We start from the raw sequence: 20,030 nt of genomic DNA, 5'->3' as shown, positions 1-20,030 counted from the left end.
TCCATAGTCAAGATAGAACCAACTGCTACGGCGAAAAAATCTAACGGTTGTGAGCGCCGCTATTTGGGCTAAAATGGGCAGCCTCGATGCCAAGCGCCAGCGCCCCGCACAATCCGGCATTGTCGCCCAGGGCCGGCGGTACGATATAGTTGTCAAGACCTTCAAAGATCGTCGGTGATGCGACATATCCGTTTAAGATTTGGGTAACCTCCTTGCGGATGAGCGGGAACAACTGCTTCTGATGCATGACCCCGCCGCCAAGAATCACTTTTTTCGGCGATAGCAGCAGAATAACCCCCGAAATGGCCTGCGCCAGATAATAAGCTTCCATCTCCCAAGCCTGATGATCCGCAGGCAGTTCGCTTCCTTTCACTCCCCAGCGTTTCTCCAGCGCGGGTCCGCTGGCCATGCCTTCCAGGCAATCGCTATGATAAGGACACAAACCACCGAAGCTATCCTCCGGGTGCCGCCGGATCAAAACATGTCCCCCTTCCGGATGGACCAGTCCGTGGATCAGCCTGCCTTCCGTGTACACCCCGACGCCGACGCCGGTCCCTACCGTATAATAAACGCAGCTATCCAATCCCTTAGCCGCTCCCCACATCACCTCACCGAAAACCGCGGCGTTCACGTCGGTATCGAAACCGATCGGTACCGGGTAATTGTCTTTCATGTACCCGACGATGTCGAAGCCTGACCATCCCGGTTTCGGCGTCGTGGTCACCCGTCCGAAAGTGGGACTGGAACGATCCAGGTCAATCGGACCGAAAGACCCGATTCCGATCGCCTCAACACCTTTGCCGCGAAAATACGAAACCGCTTGCTCCAGCGTTTTTTCCGGCGCCTCCGTCGGAAAATTGATCCGGTCCAGAATTTCCCCCTTTTCATTCCCGACCCCGCAGATGAATTTCGTGCCTCCCGCTTCAATAGCGCCAATTCGCATACTTAAACTCCTCCTCTTAAAACCGCAAGTGCTTTCACATTTATTTTACTATTTTGACAAACGTTTTACCATACTGATTTTTATATCGTAATAGAAATTAAAATAAATACTATTCATTTGGCAAATGTAAACGTTGACAACTATAAAACTTATGTTATTATGAGTTTGTAAAACGTTTTACCAAATGGAGATGACACGATGAAAAAAGTATTTTACAAACCGCAAGACGGATGGGTCGGCGATGTGATCCCGTTCTATGACCATGGAGAGTACAAACTCTACTATCTCCATGACCAAAGAGCCGGCGGCGATTATGGGAACCATACAACGTGGAACCTGATCACCACCAAAAACGGCCTGGATTTCAAAGATTACGGCGTGGCTCTGCCGAACGGCGGCGAAGCCGAGCCGGACCGCAACGCCTATACCGGTTCCGTAATCAAGGATCAAAACGGCATGTATCACCTTTTCTACACCGGGCATAATCCCAACCCTGAGTTTTGTGTGGACGGCAAGCCCTTGCAAGTTGTATTAAAGGCCACTGGCTCCGACGGCATCCACTGGACAAAAGACGAAAATTTCAAGCTTTATGGAGACGGCGTGATTTACGAGAAATTCGATTGGCGCGATCCGTTCGTGTTTTTCAACGAAGAACGGCAAGAGTACTGGATGCTGGTCACCTCGAGGCTGGTGAATTCCTCCGAAAAAAAAGGCGGGTGTATTGCCCTGCTCACTTCCGGCGATCTCGTGCACTGGCAATACCGGGAGCCGTTTTACAATCCGGACAAGTACATTACCATGGAATGTCCCGATTATTTTCAAATGGGAGACTGGCATTATCTGGTCTACTCGACATTCAGCGAAAAGTTCGTAACGCATTACAAAAAAAGCAAAACCATCGAAGGCGTATATACCTCCCCGATCCCGGACACCTTTGACGGCAGAGGATTTTACGCGGCGAAGACGGCCTCGGACGGCCGGCAAAGATACGCTTTCGGCTGGGTGCCTTCCAAGCGGGGGGCCAGCGATTACGGCGATTGGGAATGGGCCGGAACCCTGGTTGTGCACGAGGTTTATCAAAGCGATAACGGCGATTTGCTGGTGAGGATGCCGCAAGCGGTCTATGAGCATTTTAATAGTGAGACGAATCTCATCCCTGAAGCGGAGAAAAACTGCCGCCACGCCGAAAGCCAAAGCGGCTTCGAACTGGAATCTCCCGACGGGCTGGCTTACCGCGTTTTCAATGAACTGCCCTCCCAAGTCCTGATCGAAGCCGAGTTTACGGACTGGAAAGAAGCGAAAGACTTCGGCATCGCACTGCGCACCGACAAGTTGCTTGACACAGGTTATTTCATTAAATTCGATCCGTTCCATAACCGGATCGCCTTCGATATGTGGCCGAGAACCGAGCCCGGGTTCTTTCAATGGCAAATTGCCGGCGACAAGCCGCAAATGATCGAGCTGGAGCGTCCTTTCCGCTTCGCGGAGCACAACCGGATCAGCATCAAGCTGATTTTGGAGGACGATATTTTGTGCCTTTACGTCAACGACATGGTTGCGATGACCACACGGATTTATAACTTCAAAACCGGGCATCTCGGTTTTTTCGCGAATGAAGGCGCGGTTAAAGTTCAAAACGTTAGGCTCAAGACCAACATCAATGCTTGACAAAATAAATGATGACGGAGATAAGGGGGTGTTGTCTCTCCAAACCACTTTGCACGATTATCCCTCTGGTTCAGGAAGCCAAGTCACCCGATCAAACGGGATAATCGTGCAAAGCCCCCGGATAACGAGTCTCGCTTCAGGCCACGGTCTGTTGCCGGCTTGACTGTCAAGTACTGATGATTAAGGTTGAACCAAATTAAAAATGGAGGGGTATTGAAATGGCAAGTAACAGAAACAGGTTAAAGGTCTTCTCTCTTATCGTCATCTCCGCATTGCTTGCAACCGCTCTCGCCGGCTGCGGCGGCTCGGCGGGCAAAAACGCCGGGAGCGGCGCGCAGAATCAAGGAAATTCATCCGAGACGGCCTCAGGCAAAACGATCACCTGGCTGACGGCCCGGCCGGAAAACGGGGCGATCATTCAAACCGTTCGGGAGTTGGCGGACCGCTATGCGGAAGACCATCCCGGCTTCAAACTGGATATTCAGGTGACAGCGGACAGACCATCCTACTTGACCAAGCTAAGAACGCTCATCGCTTCCGGTGAAGTTCCGGAGTTTATCGATACGGACGCCGATCCGTACGCCCAGGAACTGGCGGATGCCGGCATGCTGGTCGACATGAAGCAGTTCCTGGAAGAGCAAGGCTTGTACGATCAGTTCTACGAACCGGCGCTGAAATACCAGGAGCTGCCCGACGGACGTCTGTACCTTCTGCCCTTGGAATACCATCTGGAAATGACTTGGTACAACAAGAAAATTTTCGCCGAAAATAACCTGGCCGTGCCAAAAACAATCGACGATATGCTCGCGGTCAGCAAGGCGCTTAAAGACAAAGGCATTACCCCGATCGCCGTGGACGGGGTTGATGTCTGGCCTGTACTGCGTTATGCGGCGATGATTCCGTTCCGCGCCACCGGAAACGAATTTGCCCGTAACTTGAGCCAAGGCAAAGCCAAAATGAGCGACGAAACCGGCATGCAGGCGGCGAATTTCGTCGCCAATATCGGCCAATACTTCCAGCAAGGGTTCGCCACCACGGATTACACGACCGCCAAAAATATGTTCCTCAGCGGAGAAGCGGCGATGTACCGGATGGGCACCTGGGAAATTCCGTCCTTCGTGGACGAAAATCTGCCGGATAACATGAAGGGAAATGTCGACTATTTCTATCTGCCGACCATCGCGGGCGCCAAAACGCCGGATAACGAGTTTTTCGGAAACAGCGGCATCGGCCTGGCCGCCACGGCCAGCAAGTTCGACGGAACCGCCAAGGATTTCCTAAGTTACGTCCTGAAAAATTACAGCGACGTTTACGTGGGTAAACAGCAGATGTCCCCGCTGAAATTTACGATTGAAGACGAGTCCAAGTTCTCCGAACTGTTCCTGCGCATCAAAAAGGATATGGACAACTACGGTGCGGAATTTGCCAAACCTTGGGATACGCTGCTGGACGCCAACACGAACTCCGTCATGAGCGATTTGATCATGAAATTGGCCATGGGAGCCATGACGCCGGAGGAGTTCGCCAAACAAGTCGACGACACCATCGCTCAAAACGCAAGCAACTAGACGCCTGCGTGCAGACAAACTGTTCCCGCCCGGTCCGCCCAAGGTCCGGGTGGGAACCTTTCATCCTAAGTTTATCAATCTAAACTAACGGGGAGATTCTACATGAATGTACTCAAGGACAAAAAGGCATGGCTCATATTTATCACGCCCGCCCTGCTGTTTTATTTGGGAACCGTCTTTGTCCCGATCATTCAGTCGCTGAACTACGGGTTTCAAGATTGGAACGGAATCAAGGACGCCAAATATATTGGGCTGGGCAATTATATCAAGATGTTCCATGACCCTTACTTCTGGAATTCCGTGCAAAACAACCTGTTGTACGTCGTCATCGTCGTGCTGATGCAGGTGTTCATCGGGCTGTTTTTCGCGCTGCTGCTCTCTTACGTCAAAAAAGGAGCCGGCATTTTCAGAACGTTGTATTATTTGCCGGCCGTTGTGGTCACCGTCGCCATCGCGCAGATGTTTCGCAACTTCTATTCCCTGCAGCCGCTGGGCCTGCTCAACATGTTCCTGGGATGGATCGGCCTCGGCCATCTGCAGAACGCTTGGTTATCCGATCCGCACACCGCGCTGATCGCCGTATCCATTCCCGAAGGCTGGCGCTTTACCGGGATGTACATGGTCATCTTTTACGCGGCGCTGATCGCGATTCCGAAAGAAGTCGAGGAAGCCGCCACCATCGATGGCGTGAACGGCTGGCAGTTGATCCGTTATATCAAATTACCGAGCATCAAGCATGTGCTGAGCCTGGCCCTCATCATGTGCACCACCGGGGCGCTGCGGGGGTTCGATATTCCTTATATCATCGGTGTCCCGGGTTCGACAACCGAGCTGGTCACAACTTATATGTACAAAAAAGCGTTCTCCACCATCCAATACGGTTACGGCAGCGCGATCGCCGTATTTATCGTCATCGAAAGCTTGCTTGCCGTGCTGATCATCCGGGCCATATTTAATTCCAGGAAAGGAGAAGCGTAACCCATGAAATCCAAAAAAACGGCTTTGTCCTTCCTGCTGTATTTTATTGTGATCGCAATCCTGATCGTGCAAATCTATCCGGTGGTCTGGCTGATGTTGTCCAGCTTCAAATCGAGCATCGAATTGACGACAAAGCCGTTTTCGCTGCCGACAGTATGGTCGTTTGCCAACTATGCCGACGTATTTCGGGAAAGCGACCTGCTGCTGTATATCAAAAACACCGCCATCGTCACCTTCAGCTGTCTGGTGTTGATTATCTTCCTGAGCGCAACGGCGGGCTTTGCCCTCGTTAAAATGAATTTCAAGCTGAATTCGAAGCTGCTGTTGTTCTTTACGATCGGGATCATGATTCCGATTCAGGTCACCTTGATCCCATTGTTTATTATGTACAAAGACTTTGGGCTGCTGAACTCGTATCTGGCGCTGATCCTGCCGCAAGTCGGGTTTGCCCTGCCGCTGTCGATTTTGATTTTCACCAGTTTTTACAGCTACGTGCCGAATGAATTGATCGAAGCCGCCGTCATCGACGGATGCAACATTTATCAAGTGTTTTATAAAATCATTTCACCGCTGACCATCAACACGACGGTTACGGTCGCCTCGATCAATTTCATTTTCATTTGGAATGATTTTATTTTTTCCAACACCTTTACGAACGACAAGCAATACAAAACGATCGCCGTCGGGCTTCAGGAATTCATCGGGGCGTTTGGCGCGACGGATTGGGGCCAGACGTTTGCGGCCATCAGCATCAGCATCATCCCGATCATCATCACATACTTGTTCTTGAACAAATACGTGATGGCCGGCGTGTCCGATGGCGCGGTTAAAGGATAAGAGGATAGTAGGATAAGGAGAGATCAAACCATGCAATCGATGAATCAACTTTTTGGCAGAATGAACGGAAAAAGCAGAGCGATCACGGCGGAAAACCCGCGCGGCCTGAAAGGCGAAGGCGGGCAAGCCGCCGGTCCCTTGGGCGTCGCCCGGAAAGGCAAAGCTTTCATCTCGTTAGCGCAAGGCGAAACCGCCACGCTCGTCGATGTTGAAGGCCCCGGCATCATCCAGCACATCTGGATGACCGTAACCGACCAGACCGCAGCCGGCTGGTTCGTGTTGCGCGACCTGGTGCTGCGAATGTATTGGGACGGTGAAGAATCCCCGTCCGTGGAAGTTCCGCTGGGCGATTTTTTCTGCAATGGCTTCGGGGCCAGAGCGGTCGTCAACTCCATGCCGATCGTGGTCAACCCGGTCGGCGGCATGAACAGTTACTTTGCGATGCCGTTCAGAAAATCCGCCAAAGTAACGGTAACGAATGAGCATCCCCAAGCGATCGAGGCGTTTTTCTACCAGTTTGATTATATGCTGGTCGATGAGCTTGCGGAGGATACGGAATATTTTCACGCCCAGTTTCGCCGGGAAAATCCAACCAAGCTCAAGCAGGATTATACAATTGTAGATGGAATTAAAGGAAGAGGGAAATATGTCGGCACCTATATGGCCTGGACCTCCCTGTCCCGATATTGGTACGGCGAAGGGGAAGTGAAATTTTACCTTGACGGCGACCGGGATTGGCCGACGATCTGCGGCACGGGGACCGAGGATTACTTCGGCGGCGCCTGGGGTTTCGTGAAGTACGACAACGGCAACCCGGTTGAGGAGCAGACGTACTCCACCCCATTCATGGGTTTCCCGTATTTTGCCGTAAAAGATACGACAAGAGCGCATATTTACGATGGAGCGGCTTGTCCGATGCGCGGCTTCTATCGTTGGCATATACTTGACCCTATTTTGTTTGAAGAGGATTTGCGGGTCACCGTTCAACAGATCGGGCATGACGGAAAAGCATTATTCGAACGAAGCGATGACGTAAGTTCCGTATGTTACTGGTACCAGACCGAGCCGCATCAAGCGTTTCCCGCCCTGCCCGGCGTATTGGAAAGACGTCCGCGCTAATCAGGGCGAAATCTTCGCAATTCATATAGAAGCAGAGGTTTAAAAATGGCAAAAAAAAGGGTTACTTTAGTTCAAGTCGCAAAAGACGCGGGCGTATCGCCCGCAACGGTCTCCCATTTTCTCAACGGCAACTTTCAGAAGATGGGTGCGGAGACAAAGGAAAAAATCAGTCTCTCGATCAATAAGTTAGGTTATCAAGTGAACCCGGTGGCCAAAAGCCTCATTACCGGCAGAATGCATACCATTGGGCTTGTTTTATCCGATAGCACCTATGACGGAGACGGTTACTTTGAGGACTTATACTTCCTCCATTTTGCCAAAGTCATCAAGCAGCAGTTAAAGGCCTTGGGATATAAAATTATTCTGCTCGACTTTGAAGAAATTTTCATGAATATCCAGATGGTCGACGGAATCATCGTCAAAGCAACCCTGGACACGGAGAAATTCATGCCCAAATTAATGGACCTCAACGTGCCGGTCATTACGGTAGGACGCCACAACTTATCCTACGGAGCGCATGTGCTGCGCGTCAACGACTATCAGAGCGGTCAAACCGGGGTAAACCATTTGTTATCCCGCGGCTATGACAAGCTGGTCATTTTGACTTATCCGCACGGCCATGTTCCCGGTTTCGACGACCGGCTGAACGGAGCCAGCGAAACCTTGCAGCAAAACGGCAAACTGCCGACCGTGATCACCGGTGATATGACGGAATCTTTCGGATACGAGACCGTGATGAACCTGGCCAAAAGCAACCAGCTGCCGCAAGCGTTGTTTTGTTTAAACGACATCTCCGCCATCGGGGCGTTAAAGGCCTGCAAAGATTTGGGCCTTTCCGTTCCGGAGGAGCTTGCCGTGCTGGGCGTCGACGATATGCCTACCGTCTCCGAGCTGCTGAGCCTATCGACGATCCGGCACCCCATCAACGAATTGGCCGAGGCCGCTTCCAAGCTGATGATCGAGTCCATTGAATCCGACGGCCAGCGCCTCGAGCCTGTGGAAGAAGTGTTCCCGACGGAATTGATGGTTCGGCGCACCAGTTGATATCGGAGCGTTTCTTAAGAGCAGTGCGGGAATAAATCAAGCAGAGGACAAAACATCCTCTGCTCGATTTTTTTCTGCCCGCCAGCGTTGCATTAATTTTTGCTTAAGCTTTTCCTTAAAAGCTGCCCGGATATCTAACGGTTGCAGCAGCGGCTGTTTGAGAAAAACGAAGTTTATCCACGATCTACCTGATATTCGAAATATATTCCCTGGCCGTTATGCCGTATACGCGTTTAAAATGCTTGTTCAAATGCGATAAATCCACAAACCCGCATGCGGCAACCGCGGCGTAGATATCCTTGTTTTTTTCGATCATCCGCTTGGCGTGCTCCAATTTGCTGTTCAAAAAGAACCGGTACGGAGAAATGCCCGTGTTCGCTTTAAACGCCCGGATAAACTGGAATTTGGTCATTCCCAGCTCCCCGCATAACTCATCGAGTTTCAGCACATGGTCCAGATTGGCGTAGATCATTTCCTTGGCCCGGGTTATGAGGCTGTCCCCTTTACCAAACATCGTACTCATTTCAATTTCGGAAAAATGATCCGCAAGCGCTGCAAGCAGCTCATAACATAGCGCTTCGTCCTGATTGCCGAAAATCGCCCGGACCAGGTGCAATATGCTTTGCTTCAGCCTGCGATTATATACGATCGGGGAAGAAAACTTGACGATCTCCTTCACCCCGGCCAGCTCCATAAATAATTTCGGATGGATGTATACCATGACATAATCGATGCCCGTCCTATCCTGGGACCTTCCATCATGCACCTGCTCCGGATGAAAAAGCATCACTCCGTCCCGATAGGACGACTGGAAACTTCCGTCCAAATTGTACTGCTGGACGCCGCGCAAAGTGACGCCCATCGCGTATTCTTCATGGCTGTGCTTCACATATTCGAACTCGGACATACTTGCGGACAGCGCGGTGATCCCCGCCGCTTGCTTATATACGAATGTGTCCATCCCCAAATCACCCCGTTTTATCTCCATATCCCCAATATCTCTATGGCGGAATAAACCAATAATACCGCTAAAGCAATGTTGGCAACCTTTTGATATTTTTGCAAAAAACGATGCAGCATTCTGCCAAACAACGCCCATGTGACAAAGGCCAAGAAAGCAATCACCGTGATGGCCAGCACAAAGGCAAATATACTCAGCGAAGACTGGTAATAGGGCATAACATAGCCGGGGATCACTGTCATCGTAAATAACCATATTTTAGGATTTGCAAATTGCATGACATATCCGGATCTGAACGTAGCTGCTTGTGTGACTGTATCTTCCGACAGATTCATTTTGTACACTTGATAAGCAAGATAAAGCATATACATGCACCCTATAATCTGCATCGCCAGCAAAATCTTCGGCACGATGGTCGCAATTAACCCGTTTAAAGCGGCGGAGGCGGACAGCAGCATGAAAAAGGCGACAGTCGCCCCCCACATGTATCGAAAAGACTCTTTAAGCCTATTATGATGGGCTATCGATAAGATAGCAATATTCGTCGGCCCCGGCGTAAATGTGGCAATCACGCAATACGTCAGAAAAGAAATCAAGCTCATCAAGATACCTCCATGCATTTAATACATGCATGTTACACTCTCCGCTTCATGCCGGTATAGTACGATATTGCAGGGTTAGTAACGCCTCCGCCATTTTATCTCCCCCGCCCGCTATGTCGTTCGCAAACAGGCCCTCGCCAAATTTTCGTCTGGCGGATCAAGCAACTATTCTATCGGAACGCGGTTTATGCAATAGTTAACGTTGACTCCTTTGTTGCAACCTCATGGCTAGTTCAAAAAAAGGAACAGGAGGTTTTCGTATTGAGTAAGCGGTTACGCCCTTTTTGGAATCTTGCTCTCGGATTTCTTGTCGGCCTCTCCCTGGTTTGGGCCGCGTGTCCGCCCCTTTCCACCGCGTCGGCCGCAGCCCCCAGGCAAGCGGAAAAACTTGGCCGGGGACTGGTGGCGGTGAAAGTCGGCGGCGGGGTGTTTGTAAGCTGGCGGCTGCTTGGAACCGAGGAGCTGTCGGTTTCGTTTAATCTGTACCGGAACGGAACCAAGGTGAATTCCAGCCCGATTACGAACAGCACGAACTATCTGGACACGGCAGGCACGACTTCCTCCTCGTATACGGTCCGGGCCATCGTCAACGGAACGGAGCAATCGGCCTCCCCTGCGGCCCGCGTGTGGGCGAACAATTATCTCGACGTGCCGATCCAGATTCCGCCCGGCGGCACGACCCCGGACGGCGTCAGCTACACGTACAGCGCCAATGACGCCAGCGTCGGGGACCTGGACGGGGACGGGGAATACGAAATCGTGCTGAAATGGGACCCGTCCAACTCCAAAGACAACTCGCAAAGCGGATACACGGGCAACGTCTACCTCGATGCGTACAAGCTAAACGGCACGCGCCTATGGCGGATCGACCTGGGCAAAAACATCCGCGCCGGCGCTCACTACACGCAGTTTCTCGTATATGATTTCAACGGGGACGGCAAAGCCGAAGTCGTCTGCAAAACCGCGGACGGCACCGTTGACGGGACAGGCGTGACGATCGGGAACGCCGGTGCGGATTACCGCAACTCGAGCGGATACATTTTGTCGGGACCCGAATATCTGACCGTATTTAACGGACAGACGGGCAAAGCTTTAAGCACCATCGACTATGTTCCGCCAAGAGGCAACGTATCCAGCTGGGGCGACAGCTACGGCAACCGCGTCGACCGTTTTCTCGCTAGCGTGGCCTATCTGGACGGCGTCCATCCGAGCATCATTATGGCACGCGGTTATTACACGCGCACGGTCGTGGTCGCCTATAACTGGAACGGCAGCACCTTAACCCGGAAGTGGACGTTTGACAGCAACAGCTCCACCAACCCGGGAACGGCCGGCCAGGGCAACCACAGCTTAAGCGTGGCCGACGTGGACGGCGACGGCAAGGATGAAATCGTTTACGGCGCCTTGACCATCGACGATAACGGGGCCAAGCTGTACAACACGGGGCTGGGGCATGGAGACGCGCTGCATGTGGGGGATTTGAATCCGAACCGCTCCGGCCTGGAGGTTTTTAAGGTAATGGAAAATACCAGCGCCCCCTACGGTGCCGCCGTGTGGGACGCCGCGACCGGGCAAGTTCTGTGGGGCGTTTATACCGGCAAGGATACCGGGCGGGGCATGGCCGCCGACATCGATCCGAATTATCCGGGAGAAGAAGTATGGGCCAGCGGCGGAGTTGGCTTGTACTCGATTACCGGCAGCAAAATCAGCAGCTCCACGCCTTCGATTAATTTCGGCATCTGGTGGGACGGCGATCTGTCCCGGGAACTGCTCGACGGAGTTAAAATCGACAAATGGAACTACTCCAATAACTCCATGTATAATCTGCTAACCGGATCCGGCGTTGCTTCCAACAACGGCACCAAGGCCACGCCAACCCTGCAGGCCGATCTGTTTGGCGACTGGCGCGAGGAAGTGATCTGGCGCAAATCCGACAACACCGCGCTGCGGATTTATACCACCACGGACATCACCAACTACAAAATTTACACCCTGATGCACGATCCGGTGTACCGGCTCAGCATCGCCTGGCAGAATGTCGCCTATAACCAGCCGCCGCACCCCGGATTTTTCCTCGGCAACGGCATGGGCCCGGTCACGAAACCGAATATTTATGTTGTACCATAAATAAGCTGAAAAGCCGGGGCGCCACGCGCTCTGGCTTACTTTAAGTTGATTTCCTTATGAAGGGGACAAAGAAACTGCCGCCGGCTCCCTTTCCGGTATAACCCGAACCGGAGCCATATCCGTTATGATTTTCTTCCCATTTTCCTTCCGAAAATCGAGAATAGACAACAAAACAAATTGATCTGGAAACAGCTCGCGTACTTCTTGCCATTGCATTGCAAATCCTCCTTGTTCTAGGATTTACTAAATAGAAATACGATTGCTCTTATTTTATCATCCTAGGGCTGAAAAGGATAAAATGAAACTCAGTTAAAACTGTCTTGCATTAACGTTTAGGTCGTATTTGTCCCCGGTTCTATTATAGATATAGGCTTTCCAATCTCCGCTTAAGCCGCCTGCGGCGAGCTCTTGTTAACTTACCGTTTGTTGTTTACCCGGCCCTAATTCATAATCGGACAGCAACTCGACTCCATTGCGGCTGATTTCCAAATAAACGGATGAAGTGGAGTTGTTTTTCACCCAAACCTCCATGTTTTTACCGTTTTCCGCTACGGTTGTAAACGTGCCGGTATACCCGCTGCCGCCCGATATATGAACACCATTGATCAGAATTACATCCGACGGGTCATTTGCAACCTGATCATCTCATCCGCTTCCGTAATAGCAGATGCTGACGCCACGAAAGTAAGAAACAACATAGCTGCTGTGAGAAATAATGCAGGGACTTTTACCTTTTTCATGCTCTCAATCTCCTAAAATTCCGAATAAATATATGTAATAAACAGCCTGCTCCTCATTAAACAAAATTTCCCTGAAATAAAACATGGCTCAATCCAGAAAATCGGCGGTATGCGGTTGGGTGGAGAAGGCCGCGTAACACTCACCTTTTGGTAAGTACCTGTACTAAAAGTGCATACTTACATATTTGCAGCCGGCGCATTATACTCAGGAAATAAATCAATTTTAAGGAGGCCAAAACCTTGAAAACTCTTGTTGTCGTCACCCACCCCAACATAGAATCATCCGTCATCAATAAGCGATGGGCGGAAGAACTTCGCAAATATCCGGAGAAATATACCGTGCACGAATTGTATAAGGTTTACCCTAACGGAAACATCGATCCGAAAAAAGAACAACAACTCATCGAATCGCATAGTAACCTTGTGCTGCAGTTCCCCATTTATTGGTTTAATTGCCCGCCTCTCCTTAAACAATGGCTTGACGATGTTTTTGCCTATGGATGGGCTTACGGTTCAAAAGGAGGCGACAAATTAAAGAATCGCAAAATTGCCTTGGCTGTGTCCGCCGGAATCAGAAAAGAAGATTACAGTAAAGACGGGAGATATCGTTACACCCTTGAACATTTGCTAGCTCCTTTTGAAACGACCTTCCTATACTGCGATGCGGACTATCGTTCGTTTTTTGCGTTTTATGGCCAAGAAAATGAACCCGGCGGAAATGAGCCCGGTGCAGAACCTGCGGCACTGGTAGACGAGTTGGAAAATAGCGCGCGCGACTACCTGCATTTTATCGACAGCCTATGAGCAAAGACCGCCGGGGAAGTTCGTACCGGCGGTCTTTGGCTGTGTAAATTTTTACCCCCATTGCGGATTCAGCGAAAAAGCGAAAAATAAGGACAAAAAATGGACCTCTGTCAAGAAAGTGGACACCCTCTAAGTGAAAAATACTAGGCAGTCTTTTTAAAACGTGCAGCAAATTGAACCGGTGACAAATAACCGATCGAACTATGGATTCGTTTGCGGTTGTAGAAGAATTCAATATACCGAAAGATGGACTCGTATGCTTGCTGCTTGGTCTTGAATCTTGTACGGTAGATGAGTTCTTTCTTCAAGATGCTGTGAAAAGATTCGATACATGCGTTGTCGTAACAGTTCCCTTTACGACTCATGCTGGCCTTCATGAAGAAAGCCTCTAGTTTATCCCGGTAGTCTTTGGATGCATACTGTGAGCCGCGGTCGGAGTGGTGAATCAACCCCCTGCCCGGCTTCTTTGCTTCGTACGCAGCTTCCAGTGCGTCTAGGACCAGATCTGTCGTCATCCGATCATGAAGACGCCAACCTACAATCTCGCGGGTACACAGGTCCATTACGCTGGCAAGGTACAGCCGGCCCTCTCGGCACGGAATATAGGTAATGTCCGCTACCCACACCTTGTTTGGCTTAGCCGTGGCAAATTTCTGCTCTAAGATGTTCGGAGCAATAGGTAAGTCATGGTTGGAGTCGGTTGTCTGCACTTTGTACTTCCGGGAGACGCAAGAACGCAGTCCTAACTCTTTCATGTAGATGCTGACCGTACGCTCTGAGATCTGAATGCCTTCCTCCCATAACTTACGGGTTATTTTCGGACTGCCGTAACACTCATCATTGTCCTGAAAATGGTAGGCAATCCGTTCCAACACCTTTGCCTTCCTCAACTCCCGCTCACTGGGCGCCGCCTTTCTCCACTTATAAAATCCGCTCCGGGACACTTGCATTACTTTGCACATCTTCTCCACTCGAAACTTGGAGCGATGGTCTTCGATGAATTGGAACCTCAGTTCCGTTCTTTGCTGAAGATGTGCAGAGCCTTTTTTAAGATCGCCAGCTCTTCCTGCAAGTCCTCTTTTTCCCGTTCCGACGCCTGCAAACGTTCTTCCAGCTGACGGAGTTTCTCTGTATTCACAATGGGTTCATTTTCAAATGAACGATACTTCGTCATCCAATTCTTCAACGTTCCCACGGGAATGTTCATTTCCTCGGCGATCTCCGGCAAGGTCTTCGTCTGCTCTTGAACATATTTTACTGCTTGCTTTTTAAATTCCTCATTGTATCGTTGACGCTCTCCCACGACGGACACCTCTTTCTTCGTTAAGTCCTATTTTCCACATCACTTAACGTCGTGTCCACTTTTTATTCTAGCTCTAAAAATGTCTCTATTTCGGCGATACTTCCCATATGGAGTGCAATAGAGGTAATTTATGTCCTTATTTCCCCCTGTCGCCAGAAAATGTCCGCGTTCTGGGACCATGTATAGGAAAATAAAGACCAAAAATGCCGCTAATGGGGGTGAACAGGCCTAGCTTAGGAAAATAAGTACATATTGTGCCGCTATTTTGAAGCCCGATGCTCGATTGCCGGTAACGCTTCAGCAGCCGGCAAGCCCTTCAAGCTGTTGTTCTCCCCCCACTCGCACATCAGATTTAACAGCGGGAGGAGAGAACGGCCGCGTTCCGTTAAAGAATATTCAACTTTTGGCGGCACTTGGGGAAATTCCTCGCGCTGGATCAGGCCGTCGGCCTCCATCTCTTTTAACATAACGCTCAGCGTTTTAAAGGAAATCGTCCCAATACCGCGCTTCAGTTCATTATGCCGCATCACCTTGTTTTCGGCCAGCCAGTACAAGATGATCATTTTATATTTACCGCCGATTACGGACAACGTGTATCCAATGCCGGTGTCTTTTAGCGCCACGCCGGATGGAACACAGGTTTCGCGCATCAATTACACTCTCCTTCAGGTAAAACTTCCGCCCTAGCTTCGCCTTTGATGTTAAGGCGGTGGATGTTTGTTCGTACGGCACGCGCCCCTAGCCTCGCCCGAGTGCCGGGAGCACGCGGGAGTGCACGGAGCACGCGGGAGCGCGGGGGGCACCCGGGAGTGCACGGAAACACCCGTGAGCGCGGGAGTACACGTGAGTGCGCCGGAGCGCCCCGCGCAAACGCCCGCTCACCGCCCCGTGCAACCGCCGCTCACCGTATTGCGCGCGCCAGCTCCGCGAAGATGACGCCAAGCGCGTAGGCGCCGGCATCCGGGTACCCGAGGCTGCGCTCCCCAACGGCGCCGGCCCGCCCCATGCGGGCGACGATCGTCTCCGTGCGCTTCGCCCCCTCCGCGGCCGCTTCCGCCGCCTTGGCCGCCGCGCTCTTCAGATCGTCGCCGGCCGCCGCGCTCCGCGCCCACGAGTCCGCGAACGGAACCAGCGCGTCGATCAGCGTCTTGTCGCCGACGACCGCACCGCGGCCGAAGGAGCGCTCGCCCGTGGCCTGGATGCCCTCCACGGCCGCCTGCATCATCGCCGCGAACTCCGCGGCCGAGAGCGCCGTGCGGTCGCCGGCGTATCTGCCGGCCGCGCGGAACGCCGAGCCCCAGATCGGGCCGGATGCGCCGCCGCAATGCTCCATAATGACCAGCGAGCAGGCCTCCAGGAAGGCGCCGATCGTGCCCGCGTGATGCTCGATAATCTCCGGCCACTCCCGCTTCAATTGCTTGAAGCCTTTGGCCACGCTCATGCCGAAATCGCCGTCGCCGGCATGCGCATCAAGCTCGCAGAACGCGACTTCATTTTCAATAATAATCTCGCTCATTTTATCCGTCAGATAAATGATATTGCGCAGCGTAAACGCGTCGTTCCCCACCTCTGCATCCGCCGGATCGGTCTCGCAGCGGAAAGACGGCTCGCGCTGTTCCGCCCCGTCCGTCTCCGCTTCGAGCGGCAGCGGTGCGAACGGACCGCGCACCTGCAGCGCCGGCGTATCGCATTCCGCTTCCAGATACCGCTTCAACTCCTCGTCCAGCCTCATAAGCGTGACCGAAGCGCCGGCCATATCGATGCTGGTCATATAGTTGCCCGCAAACAATTTAAAAATCGACTGGCCCCGGCCGCGGATCTCGCGCACGACCGCGTTCGCCAGCACATAAAGCTCCTGCAGCGGCGAAGCGCCAAATCCGTTCACGAGCACCGCCAGCTCCTCCTTGCCGGAACCGCCATCCAGGTTCATGTCGCGGTACAAGTCGTCAACCATCTTGCGCGCCAATTCGTCCGCCGAAGCGATTTTCTCGCGGCGAATGCCCGGCTCCCCGTGAATGCCGACGCCGTATTCGATCTCATCCTCCCCGAGCTCAAAAGTCGGCGTGCCCTTGGCCGGCACCGTACATGAGGTCAAGGCGAAGCCGATGGTGCGCGTGCGTTCGATCGCCTTTTGCGCGGCCGCCTTCACTTCGGCCAGCTCCAGGCCCGCTTCAGCGGCGGCGCCGGCGATTTTGTGCACGAGCACCGTCCCGGCCACGCCGCGGCGGCCGACCGTATACAGGCTGTCCTCCACCGCGATATCGTCGTCCACCTTCACATAATCGACCTGGATGCCGTCTTCAGCCGCGAGATGAGCCGCATTTTTGAAATTCATCATATCGCCGCTGTAATTTTTGATGATCAGCAGCACGCCCTTGCTCCCCGCGGAAGCTTTGATCGCCTGATAAACCTGAATCTGCGACGGGGAAGCAAACACATCGCCGCAAACCGCCACATCGAGCATCCCCCGCCCGACGAATCCGGCATGGGCCGGTTCATGGCCGCTGCCCCCGCCGCTGATCAAAGTGACTTTGTCCTGGTTCCGTTGTTTTTGCTTCACGATTTTGTACTTGCTGTCGAATTCCAGTTCGGGATGGGCAAGCGCGAGACCCCGCCCCATTTCCCGAACCAGCGTTTCCGGCTTGTTAATGATCTTCTTCACGTTTCAATCACCCTTTATGCTTGATTTTCTACCGCTACTAAAATGATCAATGAACGAATGAAATAATGGAAAAAGCTGTGGGCCTCGCTTCATTATACAATATAAGTTGACCTCTCAAAAGTTATCCTCAAACGACGCCTCCGCCACGGTAAACACGGCCCCGTCAAATTTGTAACGCAGCCGGATCGACACCGGGAATTCGGCCGGCGACACCTGGATCGGCACCGACGCGTACAGGGTGTTTCCTTCCACAGAATAGCGGACGATGTTGCCGAGTGCGGGCTGATCCAGCCAAAATCCGGCGTCCTCTTCCTGGTATTCGAACGTGCGCGTTTCGCCGGCCAGCGTAAACCGGTACGTTCGCTTCCCCTCTTCCGCCGTCATGTCCGCAGTTAGCTCGGTTTCGGCCACTAACACCGGATCCGCCGCGGATACATCCGTTAAATTGCGTCTGAGCAGCTTCAGCTCCGATTCGTGAACCCCGGTGCCGTATCCGGTCGTCATGATCACGGCCAGCACCTGTTCTCCGTCCCCTGCCGGCAGCATCGCCGCCTGCGGATAATAGGATTCATTGCTGACATTACTCCAATCGTCGAACGTTTTTTCCGCAGCCCCATACCGGACATGAATCGGCCGGATCATCCCCTTATCCCTGTGCAAAATTCCCGTTATCTTCAGACTGAGCTCCGCATCCTCCTTCAACACAACGTTTTTCCCCTCGCCGGGACCTGTTGCGGCGCCTTCACCGTCCCGCGTCCCGGTTTCATCCGTACTTACTTGCTCGATGCGCGAGATTTTTTGCGTATCGGCGCGGACGTAAACGTCAATCGTTTCTTGATAAACCGTGGGAATCGAATCCCGCAGCCCCAAACGGAGCGAGTACACGGTTTGCGCATCCGCGGCACTGATCGAATCGATGTACACTTCATACACCCAAGGACTGGACACGTCATAGCGTTCCAGCGCCTGTTTGACCTCCGGATTTTCCCAAATGTCCGGCGTCGGGCCGCCCCAAACGCCAAGCTGCCGCTGCAAAAGCGCTTTGGCCAGCGTCACGAGCGTGCGGTCGCTGCCCTGCTTGACCGCGTTTTCCGCGGAATTCCACCAGTCGAAATCCCCGCCTGCCCCAGGCTCAAAACCGGAGCGGAACGTCCCTCCTCCCTGAGTAACTGGACCCGGGCCATTGTCGGACGGGACGGCCGTAGGCTCCGCCCTGTTGCCGAACCAGATGCCGCCGCCCAGCACCAGGAGCAGCGCCGGAACGATCACCACGACCGCTTGAATCCAAGCTTTCCGGGAGCGTTTCTGTAACGCCGATGGCAGCCGCCGCTCGACCCGCTCCATCATGTCGGGCCCAAAACGCCGCTGTTTAAAAGGCGCTCTGGCCAACCTTTGATCCCATTCCGGCTTCCATTCATGCATGATCGTTCACTCCTTTCCATGCGGCGGCAAGCTTCTTTTTGGCCCGGTGAATCCTCGACTTTACCGTACCCGGCGAAAGGCCCGTAATTGCGGATATTTCATCCATGGACAACTGGTGGTGCACGCTTAGCACCAGCGGGTCGCGAAACTTGCCGGGCAGCTTCAAAACTTGCCGCCACAATTCGTCCGCCGCTTCCCGCTCCAAATATTGCGATTCGGCGGATGGCGAAGACGGAGCCGACGCTGTCCCGCCCAGCCCTTCGTCCGGCGAACGTTCGCCAAGCAGCACCGCTTTGCGCAAAAATGCCCGTCTTTGATAGGATAAAGCGGTATTGCGCGCGATTTTCAGCAACCAAGTTTTGACGGAAGCCTCCCCGCGAAAAGAGGCATAATGTTGATAAGCTTTAATAAATACATCCTGCGCGACATCGTCCGCCGTATGCGTATTCCTGGTGATGACGTAAGCGTAGTTCCAAACGTCTTCCCCGTACGATTCCATCAGCATCCGAAGGCCCGATACGCTCATCTCCGCAAGATGCTCTAGCTGCATCTCCCTCAAGCTGTTCTCCTCCCCTTTACCCATACAGACTCCTCTAGGGCGGTGGAAGTTCCCGAACTGGCACAAAAATTACGCTTTCCGCTTATACTCGGCCAATTGTTCCGGCAAAATCAAATTCCGTTCCAGGATCAGCAGCAATTGCTCCACCATTTCCTCCGGAGTGTAAGGCATTGACTGGACCATCCACCATTCCATCAGACCGGCAACCGCCACCGCCAGAAACTGGACGAGAATCTCCGGTTTGATCCCCGAGCCGATACCGCAGTTTTTGATGATCTCTTCAATTCCCCGCTCCATCATCGCCTGCATCCGGTTGCGGAATACGGGAACCCCTTTGCTCGTCATGAGCGTGGAATAGATGGAGGCGTTGTGCTGCAAAAATTGAAACGTTCGCAGCAATAAAGCTTTTGCCGACACCTCATTTAGCTCTCCGTCGGGCAGACAGGTTTCATACAATAGCTGCAAATACGTTTCGATGCATTGATCAAGCAGGGCATATTTATCCGTAAAATGGAGATAGACCGTCCCCCGGTTTACGTCGGCCCTGTCTGCGATTTCCTGAATCGTGATCTTTTCAAAGCTTTTTTCCCCCATCAGCATGACAAAAGCTTCCATAATGGCCTGCCTCGTTTTTGCGATTCGTCTGTCCATCACTCTCTTTGCTCCTCTTATTAGACATTTCCGATAGCATTT

General features: G+C 52.5%; 20 protein-coding genes. 8 read left to right on the top strand and 12 right to left on the bottom strand.

Translation table 11 applies throughout. The annotated features are described in order from the left end of the window. Nucleotides 1-40: 40 nt before the first annotated feature. Nucleotides 41-943: an ROK family protein gene (locus NYE69_RS17710; protein ID WP_213510515.1), complete on the bottom strand. Its 903-nt coding sequence runs from the start codon at nucleotides 941-943 to the stop codon at nucleotides 41-43. A 198-nt stretch (nucleotides 944-1,141) separates the two neighbouring features. Here NYE69_RS17710 and NYE69_RS17705 point away from each other — a divergent pair, with 198 nt between their 5' ends. The 6 genes from NYE69_RS17705 to NYE69_RS17680 all read left to right on the top strand — a co-directional run bounded on the left by NYE69_RS17705 (nucleotide 1,142) and on the right by NYE69_RS17680 (nucleotide 8,157). Continuing rightward, nucleotides 1,142-2,611 carry a glycoside hydrolase family 32 protein gene (locus tag NYE69_RS17705; protein WP_213510516.1) on the top strand — a complete coding sequence of 490 codons (1,470 nt, stop codon included), beginning with the start codon at nucleotides 1,142-1,144 and terminating at the stop codon, nucleotides 2,609-2,611. A 218-nt stretch (nucleotides 2,612-2,829) separates the two neighbouring features. After that, nucleotides 2,830-4,179, top strand: a complete 1,350-nt coding sequence (locus tag NYE69_RS17700; protein WP_213510517.1) for an ABC transporter substrate-binding protein — start codon at nucleotides 2,830-2,832, stop codon at nucleotides 4,177-4,179. 102 nt (nucleotides 4,180-4,281) lie between these two features. Next, nucleotides 4,282-5,157: a carbohydrate ABC transporter permease gene (locus NYE69_RS17695; RefSeq protein WP_340927232.1), complete on the top strand. Its 876-nt coding sequence runs from the start codon at nucleotides 4,282-4,284 to the stop codon at nucleotides 5,155-5,157. A gap of 3 nt (nucleotides 5,158-5,160) precedes the next feature. Further along, nucleotides 5,161-5,994, top strand: a complete 834-nt coding sequence (locus tag NYE69_RS17690) for a carbohydrate ABC transporter permease (RefSeq protein WP_328270714.1) — start codon at nucleotides 5,161-5,163, stop codon at nucleotides 5,992-5,994. 30 nt (nucleotides 5,995-6,024) lie between these two features. Beyond that, nucleotides 6,025-7,113, top strand: coding sequence for a glycoside hydrolase family 172 protein (locus tag NYE69_RS17685; RefSeq protein ID WP_328270712.1), 1,089 nt, complete (start codon nucleotides 6,025-6,027; stop codon nucleotides 7,111-7,113). A 45-nt stretch (nucleotides 7,114-7,158) separates the two neighbouring features. Further along, nucleotides 7,159-8,157: a LacI family DNA-binding transcriptional regulator gene (locus NYE69_RS17680; protein ID WP_328270711.1), complete on the top strand. Its 999-nt coding sequence runs from the start codon at nucleotides 7,159-7,161 to the stop codon at nucleotides 8,155-8,157. A 184-nt stretch (nucleotides 8,158-8,341) separates the two neighbouring features. On the opposite strand, the gene NYE69_RS17675 is transcribed toward NYE69_RS17680, so the two are convergent. Beyond that, nucleotides 8,342-9,118: an AraC family transcriptional regulator gene (locus tag NYE69_RS17675; protein WP_328270710.1), complete on the bottom strand. Its 777-nt coding sequence runs from the start codon at nucleotides 9,116-9,118 to the stop codon at nucleotides 8,342-8,344. A gap of 17 nt (nucleotides 9,119-9,135) precedes the next feature. Then, nucleotides 9,136-9,720: a LysE family translocator gene (locus NYE69_RS17670; RefSeq protein WP_328270709.1), complete on the bottom strand. Its 585-nt coding sequence runs from the start codon at nucleotides 9,718-9,720 to the stop codon at nucleotides 9,136-9,138. A gap of 321 nt (nucleotides 9,721-10,041) precedes the next feature. Between NYE69_RS17670 and NYE69_RS17665 the strand changes: the two genes are divergently transcribed. Continuing rightward, nucleotides 10,042-11,847, top strand: coding sequence for a rhamnogalacturonan lyase (locus NYE69_RS17665; protein ID WP_328270725.1), 1,806 nt, complete (start codon nucleotides 10,042-10,044; stop codon nucleotides 11,845-11,847). 54 nt (nucleotides 11,848-11,901) lie between these two features. On the opposite strand, the gene NYE69_RS17660 is transcribed toward NYE69_RS17665, so the two are convergent. Together NYE69_RS17660 and NYE69_RS17655 are read right to left on the bottom strand one after the other, a co-directional pair. Further along, nucleotides 11,902-12,063 (bottom strand): hypothetical protein, encoded by a 162-nt coding sequence (locus NYE69_RS17660; RefSeq protein ID WP_328270708.1) that lies wholly within the window; start codon nucleotides 12,061-12,063, stop codon nucleotides 11,902-11,904. Between the two features lie 395 nt (nucleotides 12,064-12,458). Then, a complete protein-coding gene (locus tag NYE69_RS17655; RefSeq protein WP_328270707.1) occupies nucleotides 12,459-12,587 on the bottom strand; it encodes a hypothetical protein in 129 nt (42 codons plus the stop codon). Between the two features lie 240 nt (nucleotides 12,588-12,827). Here NYE69_RS17655 and NYE69_RS17650 point away from each other — a divergent pair, with 240 nt between their 5' ends. Then, nucleotides 12,828-13,391: an NAD(P)H-dependent oxidoreductase gene (locus tag NYE69_RS17650; RefSeq protein ID WP_328270705.1), complete on the top strand. Its 564-nt coding sequence runs from the start codon at nucleotides 12,828-12,830 to the stop codon at nucleotides 13,389-13,391. A 143-nt stretch (nucleotides 13,392-13,534) separates the two neighbouring features. Here the strand turns inward: NYE69_RS17650 and NYE69_RS17645 are convergent, their stop codons facing one another. From NYE69_RS17645 to NYE69_RS17615, 7 genes are all read right to left on the bottom strand, one after another. Continuing rightward, nucleotides 13,535-14,389 (bottom strand): IS3 family transposase, encoded by an 855-nt coding sequence (locus NYE69_RS17645; RefSeq protein ID WP_328272441.1) that lies wholly within the window; start codon nucleotides 14,387-14,389, stop codon nucleotides 13,535-13,537. 11 nt (nucleotides 14,390-14,400) lie between these two features. Further along, nucleotides 14,401-14,694: a transposase gene (locus tag NYE69_RS17640; protein WP_328272439.1), complete on the bottom strand. Its 294-nt coding sequence runs from the start codon at nucleotides 14,692-14,694 to the stop codon at nucleotides 14,401-14,403. Nucleotides 14,695-14,954: 260 nt separating this feature from the next. Next, nucleotides 14,955-15,344 (bottom strand): winged helix-turn-helix transcriptional regulator, encoded by a 390-nt coding sequence (locus NYE69_RS17635; protein ID WP_328270704.1) that lies wholly within the window; start codon nucleotides 15,342-15,344, stop codon nucleotides 14,955-14,957. A gap of 251 nt (nucleotides 15,345-15,595) precedes the next feature. Continuing rightward, nucleotides 15,596-17,356 (bottom strand): dihydroxyacetone kinase subunit DhaK, encoded by a 1,761-nt coding sequence (dhaK, locus tag NYE69_RS17630; protein WP_340927231.1) that lies wholly within the window; start codon nucleotides 17,354-17,356, stop codon nucleotides 15,596-15,598. Nucleotides 17,357-17,470: 114 nt separating this feature from the next. Beyond that, nucleotides 17,471-18,778, bottom strand: a complete 1,308-nt coding sequence (locus NYE69_RS17625) for a hypothetical protein (protein ID WP_340927230.1) — start codon at nucleotides 18,776-18,778, stop codon at nucleotides 17,471-17,473. Next, on the bottom strand, nucleotides 18,771-19,328 hold the full coding sequence (locus tag NYE69_RS17620; protein WP_036628284.1) for an RNA polymerase sigma factor: 558 nt from the start codon (nucleotides 19,326-19,328) through the stop codon (nucleotides 18,771-18,773). Before NYE69_RS17620 ends, NYE69_RS17625 begins: the two co-directional genes overlap by 8 nt. A 78-nt stretch (nucleotides 19,329-19,406) precedes the next feature. Further along, the gene (locus NYE69_RS17615; RefSeq protein ID WP_340927229.1) at nucleotides 19,407-19,988 is read right to left on the bottom strand and encodes a TetR/AcrR family transcriptional regulator; all 582 of its coding nucleotides are present in this window, start codon (nucleotides 19,986-19,988) and stop codon (nucleotides 19,407-19,409) included. Between the last annotated feature and the right edge of the window lie 42 nt (nucleotides 19,989-20,030).

It is taken from the genome of Paenibacillus sp. FSL R5-0527 (assembly GCF_038008055.1).
Classification (GTDB): Bacteria; Bacillota; Bacilli; order Paenibacillales; family Paenibacillaceae; genus Fontibacillus; species Fontibacillus macerans.
This window is presented reverse-complemented; position numbering and strand designations above follow the sequence as displayed.

What these genes read in the sequence shown, in the direction of transcription:
- NYE69_RS17655 (WP_328270707.1), bottom strand. Translation starts at nt 12,587, where the DNA reads ATGAAAAAGGTAAAAGTCCCTGCATTATTTCTCACAGCAGCTATGTTG.
- NYE69_RS17690 (WP_328270714.1), top strand. Translation starts at nt 5,161, where the DNA reads ATGAAATCCAAAAAAACGGCTTTGTCCTTCCTGCTGTATTTTATTGTG.
- NYE69_RS17670 (WP_328270709.1), bottom strand. Translation starts at nt 9,720, where the DNA reads ATGAGCTTGATTTCTTTTCTGACGTATTGCGTGATTGCCACATTTACG.
- NYE69_RS17635 (WP_328270704.1), bottom strand. Translation starts at nt 15,344, where the DNA reads ATGCGCGAAACCTGTGTTCCATCCGGCGTGGCGCTAAAAGACACCGGC.
- NYE69_RS17625 (WP_340927230.1), bottom strand. Translation starts at nt 18,778, where the DNA reads ATGCATGAATGGAAGCCGGAATGGGATCAAAGGTTGGCCAGAGCGCCT.
- NYE69_RS17615 (WP_340927229.1), bottom strand. Translation starts at nt 19,988, where the DNA reads ATGGACAGACGAATCGCAAAAACGAGGCAGGCCATTATGGAAGCTTTT.
- NYE69_RS17710 (WP_213510515.1), bottom strand. Translation starts at nt 943, where the DNA reads ATGCGAATTGGCGCTATTGAAGCGGGAGGCACGAAATTCATCTGCGGG.
- NYE69_RS17700 (WP_213510517.1), top strand. Translation starts at nt 2,830, where the DNA reads ATGGCAAGTAACAGAAACAGGTTAAAGGTCTTCTCTCTTATCGTCATC.
- NYE69_RS17685 (WP_328270712.1), top strand. Translation starts at nt 6,025, where the DNA reads ATGCAATCGATGAATCAACTTTTTGGCAGAATGAACGGAAAAAGCAGA.
- NYE69_RS17660 (WP_328270708.1), bottom strand. Translation starts at nt 12,063, where the DNA reads ATGCAATGGCAAGAAGTACGCGAGCTGTTTCCAGATCAATTTGTTTTG.
- NYE69_RS17705 (WP_213510516.1), top strand. Translation starts at nt 1,142, where the DNA reads ATGAAAAAAGTATTTTACAAACCGCAAGACGGATGGGTCGGCGATGTG.
- NYE69_RS17675 (WP_328270710.1), bottom strand. Translation starts at nt 9,118, where the DNA reads ATGGACACATTCGTATATAAGCAAGCGGCGGGGATCACCGCGCTGTCC.
- NYE69_RS17695 (WP_340927232.1), top strand. Translation starts at nt 4,282, where the DNA reads ATGAATGTACTCAAGGACAAAAAGGCATGGCTCATATTTATCACGCCC.
- NYE69_RS17680 (WP_328270711.1), top strand. Translation starts at nt 7,159, where the DNA reads ATGGCAAAAAAAAGGGTTACTTTAGTTCAAGTCGCAAAAGACGCGGGC.
- NYE69_RS17620 (WP_036628284.1), bottom strand. Translation starts at nt 19,328, where the DNA reads ATGCAGCTAGAGCATCTTGCGGAGATGAGCGTATCGGGCCTTCGGATG.